Annotated in this window: 15 protein-coding genes and 1 tRNA gene; 3 read left to right on the top strand and 13 right to left on the bottom strand. The window is 41.9% G+C overall.

All coding sequences use genetic code 11. The annotated features are described in order from the left end of the window. Positions 1–72 precede the first annotated feature (72 nt). Positions 73–1,200: a tyrosine--tRNA ligase gene (locus PY04_RS05485; protein ID WP_014734151.1), complete on the top strand. Its 1,128-nt coding sequence runs from the start codon at positions 73–75 to the stop codon at positions 1,198–1,200. Here PY04_RS05485 and cyaB read toward each other — a convergent pair. Genes cyaB through PY04_RS05470 form a run of 3 tightly spaced genes read right to left on the bottom strand, consistent with a single transcriptional unit; the run spans position 1,190 to position 2,714 of the window. Then, complete coding sequence (gene cyaB, locus PY04_RS05480) at positions 1,190–1,687, bottom strand: class IV adenylate cyclase (protein ID WP_014734150.1); 498 nt, start codon at positions 1,685–1,687, stop codon at positions 1,190–1,192. The genes PY04_RS05485 and cyaB overlap by 11 nt on opposite strands. 3 nt (positions 1,688–1,690) lie before the next feature. Next, positions 1,691–2,179 (bottom strand): Lrp/AsnC family transcriptional regulator, encoded by a 489-nt coding sequence (locus tag PY04_RS05475; RefSeq protein WP_014734149.1) that lies wholly within the window; start codon positions 2,177–2,179, stop codon positions 1,691–1,693. Beyond that, positions 2,157–2,714 (bottom strand): UbiX family flavin prenyltransferase, encoded by a 558-nt coding sequence (locus PY04_RS05470; protein WP_014734148.1) that lies wholly within the window; start codon positions 2,712–2,714, stop codon positions 2,157–2,159. The genes PY04_RS05475 and PY04_RS05470 overlap by 23 nt, the downstream gene beginning before the upstream one ends. 62 nt (positions 2,715–2,776) lie before the next feature. Between PY04_RS05470 and PY04_RS05465 the strand changes: the two genes are divergently transcribed. After that, on the top strand, positions 2,777–3,592 hold the full coding sequence (locus PY04_RS05465; protein WP_193384563.1) for a diadenylate cyclase: 816 nt from the start codon (positions 2,777–2,779) through the stop codon (positions 3,590–3,592). Here PY04_RS05465 and PY04_RS05460 read toward each other — a convergent pair. The 5 genes from PY04_RS05460 to glp are packed head-to-tail and all read right to left on the bottom strand — an operon-like array spanning position 3,575 to position 6,815. Next, positions 3,575–3,934 carry a hypothetical protein gene (locus tag PY04_RS05460; RefSeq protein ID WP_014734146.1) on the bottom strand — a complete coding sequence of 120 codons (360 nt, stop codon included), beginning with the start codon at positions 3,932–3,934 and terminating at the stop codon, positions 3,575–3,577. The two genes, PY04_RS05465 and PY04_RS05460, sit on opposite strands and share 18 nt — an antisense overlap. Beyond that, positions 3,874–4,995 carry a tungsten cofactor oxidoreductase radical SAM maturase gene (locus PY04_RS05455; RefSeq protein WP_014734145.1) on the bottom strand — a complete coding sequence of 374 codons (1,122 nt, stop codon included), beginning with the start codon at positions 4,993–4,995 and terminating at the stop codon, positions 3,874–3,876. Before PY04_RS05455 ends, PY04_RS05460 begins: the two co-directional genes overlap by 61 nt. After that, positions 4,996–5,250: a MoaD family protein gene (locus PY04_RS05450; RefSeq protein WP_014734144.1), complete on the bottom strand. Its 255-nt coding sequence runs from the start codon at positions 5,248–5,250 to the stop codon at positions 4,996–4,998. Between the two features lie 43 nt (positions 5,251–5,293). Further along, on the bottom strand, positions 5,294–5,563 hold the full coding sequence (locus tag PY04_RS05445; protein WP_014734143.1) for a MoaD/ThiS family protein: 270 nt from the start codon (positions 5,561–5,563) through the stop codon (positions 5,294–5,296). 46 nt (positions 5,564–5,609) lie between these two features. Further along, the gene (glp, locus tag PY04_RS05440; RefSeq protein ID WP_014734142.1) at positions 5,610–6,815 is read right to left on the bottom strand and encodes a gephyrin-like molybdotransferase Glp; all 1,206 of its coding nucleotides are present in this window, start codon (positions 6,813–6,815) and stop codon (positions 5,610–5,612) included. A gap of 63 nt (positions 6,816–6,878) precedes the next feature. On the opposite strand from glp, the gene PY04_RS05435 reads away from it, so the two are divergent. Then, positions 6,879–6,965 (top strand) — tRNA-Ser (locus PY04_RS05435). A 32-nt stretch (positions 6,966–6,997) separates the two neighbouring features. Here PY04_RS05435 and map read toward each other — a convergent pair. The 5 genes from map to PY04_RS05410 all read right to left on the bottom strand — a co-directional run bounded on the left by map (position 6,998) and on the right by PY04_RS05410 (position 12,366). Next, a complete protein-coding gene (map, locus tag PY04_RS05430; RefSeq protein WP_014734141.1) occupies positions 6,998–7,885 on the bottom strand; it encodes a type II methionyl aminopeptidase in 888 nt (295 codons plus the stop codon). Positions 7,886–7,928: 43 nt separating this feature from the next. After that, the gene (locus tag PY04_RS05425) at positions 7,929–8,285 is read right to left on the bottom strand and encodes a hypothetical protein (protein WP_148266018.1); all 357 of its coding nucleotides are present in this window, start codon (positions 8,283–8,285) and stop codon (positions 7,929–7,931) included. Between the two features lie 29 nt (positions 8,286–8,314). After that, positions 8,315–9,637 carry a TldD/PmbA family protein gene (locus PY04_RS05420; protein ID WP_014734139.1) on the bottom strand — a complete coding sequence of 441 codons (1,323 nt, stop codon included), beginning with the start codon at positions 9,635–9,637 and terminating at the stop codon, positions 8,315–8,317. Positions 9,638–9,647: 10 nt separating this feature from the next. Next, positions 9,648–11,069 (bottom strand): TldD/PmbA family protein, encoded by a 1,422-nt coding sequence (locus PY04_RS05415; protein ID WP_014734138.1) that lies wholly within the window; start codon positions 11,067–11,069, stop codon positions 9,648–9,650. A gap of 82 nt (positions 11,070–11,151) precedes the next feature. After that, positions 11,152–12,366, bottom strand: coding sequence for an MFS transporter (locus PY04_RS05410; protein WP_014734137.1), 1,215 nt, complete (start codon positions 12,364–12,366; stop codon positions 11,152–11,154). Positions 12,367–12,397 lie beyond the last annotated feature (31 nt).

Below are 12,397 nucleotides of genomic sequence, written 5' to 3'. Positions count from 1 at the left end.
TTCAGCAGTGCAAGGGCTCATCATCTCGAAAATTCCTTAAATGTATAATCCTTTATGAAGCTGGTGGTGTGTATGGACATTGAAGAAAGAATAAATCTCGTGTTGAAGAAGCCAACGGAGGAAGTCTTAACGGTTGAAAATTTGAGGTATCTCTTTGAGGTGGGCGCTCCTCTACAACATTACATAGGATTTGAAATAAGCGGTTACATTCATCTTGGAACTGGACTAATGGCGGGGGCTAAGATAGCTGACTTTCAAAAGGCAGGAATAAAAACAAGAGTATTTCTAGCAGATTGGCACAGCTGGATAAACGATAAGTTGGGCGGAGATCTCGATGTCATTCAAGAGGTTGCGTTGAAGTACTTCAAGGTTGGAATGGAAAAGAGCATTGAGGTCATGGGAGGAGATCCCAAGAAAGTTGAGTTTGTCCTTGCCAGTGAAATTCTCGAGAAAGGGGACTACTGGCAAACTGTAATTGACATCTCAAAGAATGTCACCCTGAGCAGAGTCATGAGGTCAATAACTATAATGGGAAGACAGATGGGAGAGGCTATAGACTTCGCAAAGTTGATCTATCCAATGATGCAAGTTGCCGACATCTTCTACCAGGGGGTTACCATAGCACATGCCGGAATGGATCAGAGAAAAGCTCACGTAATAGCCATTGAAGTTGCCCAGAAGCTTAGGTACCATCCGATAATGCACAATGGGGAGAAGTTAAAACCTGTTGCAGTTCATCATCATTTGCTCCTTGGACTTCAGGAACCTCCAAAGTGGCCTATTGAAAGCGAAGAAGAGTTCAAGGAGATAAAGGCACAGATGAAGATGAGTAAATCAAAACCCTACTCAGCAGTTTTCATCCACGATACTCCAGAAGAGATAAAGCAGAAGCTTAGAAAAGCTTTCTGCCCGGCGAAAGAGGTTAGGTACAACCCGGTACTTGACTGGGCAGAGTACATAATATTCAGAGAGGAGCCTACGGAATTTACAATCCACAGGCCGGCGAAGTTTGGAGGGGATGTAACTTACACAACTTTCGAGGAACTTAAGAAGGATTTTGCTGAAGGAAAGCTTCACCCGTTAGATTTGAAGAATGCAGTAGCCGAGTACTTAATAGATCTCCTAGAGCCAATAAGGAAGTACTTCGAAAAGCATCCTGAACCTCTTGAACTAATGAAGCAAGTGAAGATTACCCGCTGATGAGCTCTATATAGAGTCTTGGCTCTACATCCTCTTTACTGAGGCCAAGCTTCCTTGCGACTTCCCATATTTTCTTTTTTGCTTCTTCAGGATTTTCTGCAATAACCTCAATGTCAAGAAAGTCTCCAGCTTTTTCGACCCTGTTCAGTTCAAATGTTATGTCATTCAGCTTGTAGACCCATCTCTTTTTCTTTATTACAGCCTCAACTTCAAATCCAAGTCTCTTGAACATTTCCAACGCCTTATTAAAGTTCCCAACTTCGAATTCTACCTCATAGAACTCCTCATTTCTTTCGTCCATTATCTCCTTATATGTTATGTAGTACTTTTTCATATTGTGAATCGCTCTAACTCTCAAAAGCTTTGGTCTAGGAACCCTAAAATAGACATCTTCCTGATCTTCAAAATGTGAAAATATGACTCCAAGGGATTCTAACTTCTCCTTTATTTTATCTAGATCCACCCTAAATTTTACCTCGATTTCCATAATTTAAACCTCCGCTAAGAACCCTGCTACATCATCTCCTTTCTGGATTTCTGAAATTGGAAGGACGATTACGTTTTTTAGGGTTGGGATACTCTTTATATTGTCCTCTATAAACCTCATTAATTCATCTTTCTCGTTTTTTCCCACTAGAGCAATTATTTTATCAGAGCCACTCTTTGCAACGAAGAGCACTCCAGGTAAAGCGGAGAGAGTCTTAGTTATGTACTCAACGTATCTTTCTAAAAAGTCCTCTATAATGGGTCTTCCAACTTCCAAGATTATAAAGGCCAAATATTTGGGCTTTAAAGGTTCTCCAAGTATTATTGTATATTTTCCTATGATTCCCCTTTCCTGCAATTTTTTGATTCTAAAGTGAACAGTTGACTCGGGTTTACCAAGCTTATTACTAATTTCCGCGATTGTGAGCCTCGCATCACCTTTTAACAATTTTAATATTGCTCTATCTAAATCATCTAGCTGGATGTTCGGCATTTTTCATCCCCCATCTAGGATAGATATTATGTGTAATTCCCAATATGTCGAGGATTTTCCCAATTATAAACTTTACCATGTCGTCTAGTGTTTTAGGTTTAATATAAAACGCTGGAGATGCTGGCATAATGATGCCACCAGCTTGGGCAACCTTCAACATGTTTTGGAGATGCACCAAGTTAAGTGGGGTCTCCCTTATAAGTAACACAAGTTTTCTCTGCTCCTTGAGCGCAACATCTGCAACCCGTGTTATTAGATTATAGGAGAAACCATTTGCAATAGCCGATAGTGTTTTCATAGAACATGGAGCTATCACAACGGCATCGAAGGGGTGGGAACCTGAAGCTATTGGAGCAAATAAATCATTTTCTTCAAAATCTGGAACTATATCCACCCCCGTTTCAAATTTAGCAACTCTTTTACCAGTTTCAGATGCTAAAACTATAACTTCATGTCCAAGTTTTTTTAATGTTTTAATAAGTTCAATTCCATAGATCGCACCACTTGCTCCAGTTATAGCTACTATTACCTTCATTTTGACCAACCAAGATTAGTAAGCTCAGCAAATCCTTATAAAGTTACACTGAAAAATTATTGATGGTGCAAGAAGTGGAAACGTACTACATACTTTTAAAAAAAGCAAAAGAGCTTGCAGAAGAGCTTAATGCTAAAGCTCTCGTGTTAGTCCACCCTCCCTTTGAAGATATAAATGCTGATTTTAGAGGTCAGATAGTTGTTGTTGGAGGAGATTTTGAGGTGGGAGATCAAGGGATCAAAAAGCTTCCGTTGCCTCTCTCCATTGGAATTGACAACCTACTAAACTTAGTCGCAGCATTTCTCAAAGGTCAGGGAGTTATAAGTAAGGGGGAGATCCTTGTATATGTGACAAAAGACTCTATAGGTGTTAAAAAAGTTGAAGAGAAAAGTTTGATATCAAATGAAATTTTTGAGAGGTATGAGGGTATAGTTGAGAGGGTATTAGAAATAGCAATCGAGCTAAGTATAGAAGGGAGAGAAGGAAAGCCCGTTGGAACGATATTCGTTATAGGGGACACGAAAGAAGTTATGAAACATTCTCATCAAATAGTTCCAAATCCGTTCAAGGCCCACAATTTAAACATCTTGGATCCTAAAATCAAGCCAATAATAAAGGAGTTTTCCTTTCTAGATGGAGCCTTTATAATAACCTCAAAGGGTAGAATTTTGAGTGCTGGAAGATATCTAGATGTTGATCCTAAAAGTTTAGACGTAACGATCCCCCAGGGGCTAGGAAGTAGACACTTGGCCGCAGCCGCTATAACAAAAATAACTAAAGCAATAGCTGTAACACTTTCTGAAAGTGGAACCGTAAGGGTATTTAAAAATGGAGAGATAGTGCTCGAGTATAATCCAAGGTTATCTAGATCTTTTTAGCATAAGTTCCCTCTTTAGGATTTTATTTTCCTCCCTAAGCCTGTTCCGCTCTAGCTTCATGAGTTCATTGTCACTTAACGCTTTCTTGTAAAATTCTTCGATTCTTGCTAGACTCTTTTCCATTTCGTGGAGCTTCTCTTCCAACCTTTCTCTCTTTTTAACTAAATGCTCTATGTACTCAGCAACGAAAGTTTCTTCAACCTTTGGAATATTTTCTCTTATAACTCTCTCAATATCAATGCTCTTGAGCTTCTTAAACAGTTCTCGTGGAACTGTTATGGTTATAAGAACTTCCCCATGTACTCTGTCGGGATTGGGCACAGAACTATCCTTCTTCCCCATAAACAATCACCACAGCTTGGTGAATTTCCCCAGCAGTCTTGTCTCGTGTCTAGGACAAAGGAGCACGAATCATTTAGTGGACAGTCAATGCAGGAGGGGTATGCTGATGCCTTTACTGTAAATCGGAACCAAACAAACTCTCTGCTCATCCATATGTCTTTCAGACTCTTTTTCCTAACGTTTCCAAAAGAGTGGGCAATGACTTTCTTTTCTCGTCCAAAGATGACTTCAGGATATGTGTGAAGGAACCTGTAGCATGGGAAAACTTCTCCATCCCACCTGACTACTGCTACGTTGTTCTCAACAAACTCACAATACCTTTCAGTTCTTAATTTAAATTCGGCAATTTTCATAAAAGGCCCGCCACTTGCTATCCTTTGAAGCTCTCTAACTATTGGATCCATATCAACACTTCCATCATAAACGATGAGTTTTGCTTGTTCTTTTGTCATTGGGATCATGTTTGATACTAGCATTGAGTCCACGCCAAGTTTCCTTAGATATAGCGCCATATCAGGCAGTTGCTTGTAATTTTCCTTACTTGCAACAACTTCTACGCCAATGACCGGTTTCTCGGTTCCATACTCCTTCTTTAGCTCTACCAGCTTTTTTATTCTGTTTTCAACAATTTTTGACGTTACATGTCCGAATTTTATTATGTCAGAAGCCGTGGGTATAGCGTCCATAGAGAAGTATATTAAGTCAACACCGAGCTTCACGAACTCTTCGAGCATTCTTTCTGTTAGAAGAACACCATTAGAACTCATTCCAAGGGCAAAACCTCTTCTTTTAACTTCCCTAACCATGTCCATAAACCTTGGATGTACCGCAGGCTCTCCAATACCTCCAAAGTATATCATTTTAAGTTCAGGGAATTCCTCTGCATCATCTAGAATCTTCAAGAAGAGATCCCAGTCCATGTCTCCTTCTTCATCTTCCCAATATTGCTTGAAACACATTTCACATTTAAGGTTGCAACGGTTCGTGATCTCTATGTAGAGGTATTTCAGATCAGGTTTTGGCTCTATTGTAACCTTAGCACCCCAGAGATGAAACTCCATTCAACCGCCTCCAGCAGGTGGGAATATACTAACAACGTCTCCATCCTTTAAAGGTGTTTCTAGACCTTGAAGGTGCTCTATATTGTGACCGTTAATTAGAATCATATACCCCTCCTCAAGCTCTTCCTTAACCTTCGGGTACTGGGAATATATCTTCTCGAGTAACTCTTTAACAGTTGATGCTTCCTCCTCAAAAATTCTCTTTCCAATTATCTCGATCAAAGTTGCAAAAACCTTAACAGTCACTCTGGCCATCTATATCACCTTCCACCCGAGTTACTTCCCCTTCAGGCAAGAGTCAGCCACCACTTACTGGCGGAAATATCCCAACCACATCACCATCTTTCAATTTTTCGTCCCAGCTTACATACCTGCCATTAACTGCTATGTTAGCATCAGCATCCTCGTCAAAACCTTCTCCAAAAACTTCTTTCTTAAACTTCTCATGCCTTTTTTTAACTTCCTCAATTAAATCCTTAACTGTGGCTCCCTCTGGAAGCTCAATAATCTCCTCATCTATCCCAGCTAATGTTCTGAACCTCGCCAAGTACTTTACCTTTACTTTCATCCTTTCTCCCTCTTATCTGTTTTCTCGTTAAGTTAATAAGGTTTAGCTAAAAGGAAAAGAGTGTAACTTCGACCTCTTCCCCCTCTTCAAGACTTTCGACGTTTTCTGGAATCTCTATGAACCCATCAGCATCTACAAAGCTTGTTACCGCACCGCTTCCCTTTAGAATTGGAATTGCAACATCCCCTTGAAGCTTTACTGGGAGGAACTGCCTCCTACCCTTAACAGAGAAAACCTTATGCTTAAGTCTTGCTCTCACTTTCTTTATTCTTCCTTCTCTACCATACGCTTTTAGTATTAACGGAGCAACAAGAAGAGTGAAGTTTGTGAGGCAACTTGTCGGGTATCCCGGAAGGCCAAATATTGGTTTTCCTTCTACCAATCCTATTATGGTTGGCTTCCCTGGCTGAATTGCTATGCCGTGGATTTTGATTTCTCCTAGTTCCTCTATGACCGAAGCCGTTAAATCTCTCATTCCTCCACTGGCCCCTCCGCTTAGAACTATTATGTCTGATAGCATTATGGCTTTTCTAATTAGATCTTTAAGGCTATCCCTATCATCCTTTGCTATCCCTATAAATATCCCCTCTCCCCCCAGCTCTCTTACAGCATCCGCAAGGGCTCTACCATTGATATCATATATCTGACCAGGTTTTAGCTCACTTCCTGGCAAAATGACCTCATTCCCAGTACTTATTATTCCAACTCTAATTCTCCTGAACACCTTGATCCTCGAAATGCCAACAGCAGAAAGAAGAGCCGTTTCCTTAAATGTTAGCCTCGTTCCTTTCTTCACTAGCAGCCTTCCTTTTTCTATGTCTGCACCTTTTTTCATAACACCGAGACCAGGATATGCTGGCTTATATATTCTAATCCGATCATCGAACCTCTCGACGTCCTCAAACTGAATTACAGCATCAGCCCCATTCGGAAGCATTGCACCCGTTGATATGTAAGCGGTTTCACCTTTATGGAGCTCTATTTTTGGAGTCTCTCCTGCATGGATTTCCCCAACAATCCTGAGCTCTACTGGACTAGCCTCGCTGGCCATGAATGTGTCTTCTGCCCTAACGGCATATCCATCCACTGTTGCCCTGTCAAAAGGGGGAACATCAAGAGGAGAAAATATATCTTCCGCAACTATCCTTCCAAGAGCATTTTCAAGCTCAACCTCTTCAACTCCTGGTGAAATATCGAAAGATAGCACAACCTCTAATGCCTTTTCTAATGGAACAACTTTAAGGAATGCCATTTTTCATCCCTCACTTAGTTGAGAACAAAGGTTTATAAGACATTAGAGATGGTATAGTTTTGGGCCGGGGTAGCCTAGCCAGGGAAGGCGCGGGACTCGAGATCCCGTGGGCGTTTGCCCACCGGGGTTCAAATCCCCGCCCCGGCGCCACCTGCCGAGGAAAATTAAAAAAGAAAGAGTAACTATTCAGTAGTTACAATAACCGAGTCCTTCTCCACTATTATAGTGTGCTCAAACTGAGTTACAATTCCATTTCTAATTTCCTTCAGAACTGGATATCCGTAAAGGGCTCCAGATTTTTCTAGGCTTCTTAGTGCAAGTTTTAATTGTCCCTCAGGCATCTCACCCTGGAGCCATCTATATGCAAAGGGAAGGGTTCTGTACTCTCTTTTTATCTTTGCAAGTAAGAATCTTGCTTGAGCCATCCTGACGGGAGCATCCCTAACGTACATGTATATGAGAGTTGGGGGAACTTCTATGACTTGGCCAGCTCCAGTCGTTGCAAAAGGCTCTATTGCAAAAACATCCCCCTCCTTGAGAACATAGTTATCATGAGGCCTGTAGATGTTGGGGATACTGATTCCAGCATGAAGCTTATACCTCTCTATCTTGTGCCCAGTTAGGTTGACTATTGGATTGAAACCTCTTTTTCTAATTTCGTTTTCTATAGCTCTCCCAAGTTCTTTTATTTCAACACCCGCTTTTGCAACGCTTATTGCAGCATTAAGAGCTTCTTTAGCTGCTTCCATGAGCTCATCCATATCACTTCCAACCTTAACTGTTACGGCAGTATCAGCTATATAGCCGTCTATGTGAACCCCAATGTCTATCTTCAGATAGTCTCCCTCTTTTAGGGTTGTTTCGTCCCCCTTATAAGGCGTGTAGTGGGCTGCAATCTCATTTAAGGAAAGATTTACTGGAAAAGCCGGTTTTCCGCCGAGCTCATTTATCATGCTCTCAACTTTTTCTGCAATCTCTAAGAGAGAGACACCGGGTTTGGCCATCTTAATTGCTTCTTCTCGCACTTTTTTGGCTATCTTCCCAGCTTCGATAAGCTTTTCAATGTCCATTAGACCACCCTAACATTTTGGATGTATTGAGTATTTAAATAATTCAGTGTTCTTCAACCTCATAGATCGCATCTCCATCCTCTATCACCACCAGCTTTGCCTTCCTAATCGTTGTATTATTTCCGTGAATTATAACAACTTCCACGCCCCTTATCTCATTAATGTCAAATCTTTCATCAGTTTTCACCCTCATTTTCTTGATAACTGGAAGTATAAGATCGTCCTCTCTCTTAAACTTAAACACCAGCGTGTTGTTGATAAGCTCATATCCCATGTACTCAACTCCTTCAGCTTTGAAGGTTATTTCAAGCACTATTCGTTTTTCCCTGGAGGAAGCATTGTATACCATCAAAGCAGCCATGAGAAGAAGAGTTATAATCACAAAAATCTTGCCTCGCATGAATAAAAATTAAATTAAAGATTAAAACCTTACTTTGTAGCCCTTGTTATTCCTACATCCTTAACCAGCACATAGGGAGTGGTAACTGGTCTCGAGACTTCCCACCAATGGATGTGATAGGAATCTTTTGTGAGGGCTTGAATGTTCTGCAGTATTCTCAGCATGTTATCGCTGACACGAATGTTCCTTATTGGTTTTAGCTCTCCTTTCTCAATCAGGAAAATACCATCTCTAGGAATCGTCGAGAAGTCTCCAGTCATATAGTTCTGGAACCTAGTATACCAAACGTTAGTTATGTATATCCCGGTATCAACTTCCTGGAAGAGCTCCTCTTTGGTATAGTTCCCAGGTTCTAGAACTATGTTCCATGCCCTAGGAGCTATCAGACCAGCATTTGCCGTCGTTTCTTTTCCATACTTTTTGGCTAGACTGGTGTTGAAAAGATATGTTTTCAAGATTCCGTTTTCTATTACAGTGGTTTCCCTTGTGGGAACACCTTCATCGTCGAACTTCCTTGTTGCGTATCCATTCGGCAGGTTCCCCACGTCCTTAATCGTTACAATGTCGCTGGCAACTTTTTGACCAAGCTTGTTTGCAAAATAGCTGAAACCTGCTTCAACAGCAAAGGCTGAAAATGCCCACCCCATGTAGCTCAGTAAGTTTGCAAATGCTAGTGGGTCAAATATTACGTCAAATCTACCTTCAGGCCCCTGTTCTGGATTCCTAGCTAGCCTTGCTATTTCACCTGCTTTTCTTCCAGCACTTTCAGGATCGAACTTCTTCAACACCCTAACAGAATTTGTTCCATGACCACTCTCTAGATCCCCTACAAATGCACGGACGCTTATCTCTATTCCAGTCCCCTCATCAAAAGCTTCAACACCGTTGCTCGTTGTTAGGTATATCCTTCCATGATCAGTATATAAAACACCAGCAACTCTCTTTGCACCTTCCTCAAGAGCCGCGTTTATTGCCCTCTCCACGTACTCGCTGGGATCATCGAGCTCTATTATCTTTTTATCAAAAGTATCTGGAATGTCCTCGTATTTAAATGGGCCTTCTGCTATTCCATAATAATCCTCCTTTGGCTTCATTTTTTCAAGATTTGCCTTCAACGTCTTCAGAGTTCTCTCAATGTTCTCTTCACTCAGTTCTGTTATAGTTGTCCCCGCTACTCTCTTTCCCATTTCAACAAATAATTCAACTTTCCTCTCATGCCAGTGCTTTGCGACAGTGACTTCATTGTTTGCAAACCTTATCTGTCTCCTGTTTATCTCATGGCTCAGAACTACAACGTCTCCAAAGCCCAACTCTTTGGCCTTCCTCAAAATTGCTTCATTAATATCAAACATGAGCACCACCTCACGGCCTTCTTAGAGGAATGTCCCTAAGCCTCGCAGGTGCCCCACCCATCCAAACGGGAACCCCTTGTCCTGGCTCTCCTTTTCCACAGGTTCCAGGGAAGAACTCAACATTCTTTCCAACGGCATCAACGCTACTCCAGAGTCCTTTGGTCGTTATTTCGAGAATGGGTCTTTTTACGGGATGCTTTATCTCACCATTCTCAATTAAGTAAGCCTCTCTTCCAATGTACCTCTGCTGGTATCTCCTATCATCAATGTTCCACTCGTTAAATGACACCATGTAAACCCCAAGCTTCACGTCCTCGATTAGTTCTTCAAATGAATAATCTCCAGGAGCTAGGTAGGTGTTTGCCATCCTAACAATAGGCTCCCTGTTATAGTTGACTGCCCTAGCCGCGGCATTTGATTTCAAGCCAAGCTTTGCGGCATATTCCCTGTTCATAAGAAACTCAGTGATTATTCCATTCCTGATAAGGTATCTAGGCCTTGCCTTAACGCCCTCGTCATCATAGAGATAAAAGCCCCAGCTGTTTGGGATCGTTGGATCCTCTATTACAGTAACAGCATCGCTACCAATTCTCTCCCCCAACATTTCCGGCTTAACAAAGCTCTCTCCTGCTTGGGCCGCTTCTCTCCCCATTATCCTGTCGAGTTCATATGGATGACCAACGCTCTCGTGGACTGCTATTCCAACGACCTCCGGGGCGAGAACTAGGTCAACTTTTCCCTCAGGTGGCTTTCTACCTTCAACGATTATTTTTTTAAGGGTCATAACTTCCTTCTTTGCTCTTTCCCAAGGTTCATCTTTCTCTATCAGCTCAAAACCTCCAGAAAAGGCCCTCTGAACAAAGGGAGCTTGCTCCATTTGCCCGTTTTCAAACACCACCAAGTTATACACTACCGAAACCCTCGGTATAACGCTCTCAACAAGCGCTCCTTCGTTGTTCATAAATATCTTGTGCCATACGTAGTCTGTATACCCTAAATACCTCATTGGGACCTTGACGTCTGTTGAGGTTACCTCGTCCTCGATTCTCTTAAGTAGCTCAAGCTTTTCTTCTGGAGAGACGTCCCGGATATCTTTTCTCATTTTCACTTCATAGTAGACCTCATGGAAGTCCTCTTCACTGAATTTTATGGGCTCTTTTCTGAGCTTTGATGCAGCTTTTGCTAATTTTACAGCCCTTTCTACTGCCTTGGCAACACTCTCCTTTGTAAGAACGTTTGTCGATGCAAACCCCATGCCCCCATTAACGAGAACTCTAATTCCTATCCCCTTATCAGCTATTATTGAGAGGCCCTCCGGATTTCCGTTCTTCATTGCAAGTGATGTTCCATGCTTTTCTTCGAACCTTGCCTCAGCGTACTCTGCCCCAAGATCCAGTGCCCTGTTCACGGCAAACTCAACGAGGTCGTGCATGTGCATCACCTCACCCTAATGCATAAGTATGTAGAGTCGGGAGTATAAAAATCTTTTCGTTTCGATAATAATCGAAAAGTCATTATCTTTCCTCGATTATCACCTTCCTATGGAAAATATAATAGTACAGTATTGTAATTCCCATTAGTCCCCATATTCCAAGAGAAACCTTCCAAGCGCTGATTTTGTCAAGCAAGGGACCTACAACAACGAGTCCCAATGGAGTGCTCAAGTTGACAAGAACACCCATACTTGAGAAGACCCTGCTCCTTACCTCGGAAGGGACAATTCTCTGCAACTTAGCTGATATTGGGACATTTATTAGACCCTCAAAGCTTCCCCAAGCAACGGCGAGGCCTAGCAAGAAGTAAAATGTGGCCTCTTTGGAGAGGGGTGAATACGGAGAGATCGCCCAGATAAAGAGTAGCATTGCTATACCGTCTAATAGGAAGACCCTAAAAAGCAACTTTCCAGCCTTTCTTCCGAGAATGCCAGCTATAACATTCCCAATTAATGCTCCAATCATAAACGAGCTCTCTACAACTCCAAATTGCTCACTTGAAAACTTGAGAATTACCCTCATAGCATAGGGATATATCACCGCTCCAAAAGGCCTACCTAAAGTATTCAGTACTATGGCAAAAGTTACGAGGACAAGGATTAGCCTGTTTGTTCGAATAAACAATATTCCCTCTTTCATATCTTTAAAGACCTCAGATAGGCTTTCAATTTTCCTGGTTTCCCATTCATACCTTATGAGGATCTCAAAGAGGCCAGATCCAAAGAAGCTCACGGCATTTACCAATATTGCGAGTCTTATTCCGCCAAACGCATATATGAAGCCACCCAATGCTGGCCCCACTATTCTAGCTATTATCATTGAAGACATTGCGATAGAGTTGGCCCTCTCAAGCTGATCCTTATCAACCAAGTCTGGAAACATAGCTCCTGTACCCGCTGAGAAAAATGCTCCCATGATGGCCATCAGCACCTGGACTATCAGCAGTTCATATATTCCGAGAAAGTTAAAAGCCAACACTCCAAACAATAAAATTCCTCTAGCAATATCAAAGCCGACCATTAAGTACTTCCTATTGTACCTGTCCCCCACCACACCGGCTATCGGCATTGTGATTAGCGTAGGTATAAGATCCGCCAGCACGAAGAGCGTCATTATTCCAGCCTTTCCAGTTTTATCTAGAACATATAGGGGGAGAGCAACTTCTTGAACGGCCCATCCAAGCTGAGATACAAACCTTCCAGCAATAAAGAGCCAGAAGTCCCTTCCAAGTCCCATCTCTACCACCCCCTGATTTAATCTCTAATTA

Source organism: Pyrococcus sp. ST04 (assembly GCF_000263735.1).
Classification (GTDB): Archaea; Methanobacteriota_B; Thermococci; order Thermococcales; family Thermococcaceae; genus Pyrococcus.
This window is presented reverse-complemented; position numbering and strand designations above follow the sequence as displayed.

Excerpts from the sequence above, each read along its gene's own strand:
- PY04_RS05485 (WP_014734151.1), top strand. The coding sequence starts at position 73 with ATGGACATTGAAGAAAGAATAAATCTCGTGTTGAAGAAGCCAACGGAG.
- cyaB (WP_014734150.1), bottom strand. The coding sequence starts at position 1,687 with ATGGAAATCGAGGTAAAATTTAGGGTGGATCTAGATAAAATAAAGGAG.
- PY04_RS05475 (WP_014734149.1), bottom strand. The coding sequence starts at position 2,179 with ATGCCGAACATCCAGCTAGATGATTTAGATAGAGCAATATTAAAATTG.
- PY04_RS05470 (WP_014734148.1), bottom strand. The coding sequence starts at position 2,714 with ATGAAGGTAATAGTAGCTATAACTGGAGCAAGTGGTGCGATCTATGGA.
- PY04_RS05465 (WP_193384563.1), top strand. The coding sequence starts at position 2,777 with ATGGTGCAAGAAGTGGAAACGTACTACATACTTTTAAAAAAAGCAAAA.
- PY04_RS05460 (WP_014734146.1), bottom strand. The coding sequence starts at position 3,934 with ATGGGGAAGAAGGATAGTTCTGTGCCCAATCCCGACAGAGTACATGGG.
- PY04_RS05455 (WP_014734145.1), bottom strand. The coding sequence starts at position 4,995 with ATGGAGTTTCATCTCTGGGGTGCTAAGGTTACAATAGAGCCAAAACCT.
- PY04_RS05450 (WP_014734144.1), bottom strand. The coding sequence starts at position 5,250 with ATGGCCAGAGTGACTGTTAAGGTTTTTGCAACTTTGATCGAGATAATT.
- PY04_RS05445 (WP_014734143.1), bottom strand. The coding sequence starts at position 5,563 with ATGAAAGTAAAGGTAAAGTACTTGGCGAGGTTCAGAACATTAGCTGGG.
- glp (WP_014734142.1), bottom strand. The coding sequence starts at position 6,815 with ATGGCATTCCTTAAAGTTGTTCCATTAGAAAAGGCATTAGAGGTTGTG.
- map (WP_014734141.1), bottom strand. The coding sequence starts at position 7,885 with ATGGACATTGAAAAGCTTATCGAAGCTGGGAAGATAGCCAAAAAAGTG.
- PY04_RS05425 (WP_148266018.1), bottom strand. The coding sequence starts at position 8,285 with ATGCGAGGCAAGATTTTTGTGATTATAACTCTTCTTCTCATGGCTGCT.
- PY04_RS05420 (WP_014734139.1), bottom strand. The coding sequence starts at position 9,637 with ATGTTTGATATTAATGAAGCAATTTTGAGGAAGGCCAAAGAGTTGGGC.
- PY04_RS05415 (WP_014734138.1), bottom strand. The coding sequence starts at position 11,069 with ATGCACGACCTCGTTGAGTTTGCCGTGAACAGGGCACTGGATCTTGGG.
- PY04_RS05410 (WP_014734137.1), bottom strand. The coding sequence starts at position 12,366 with ATGGGACTTGGAAGGGACTTCTGGCTCTTTATTGCTGGAAGGTTTGTA.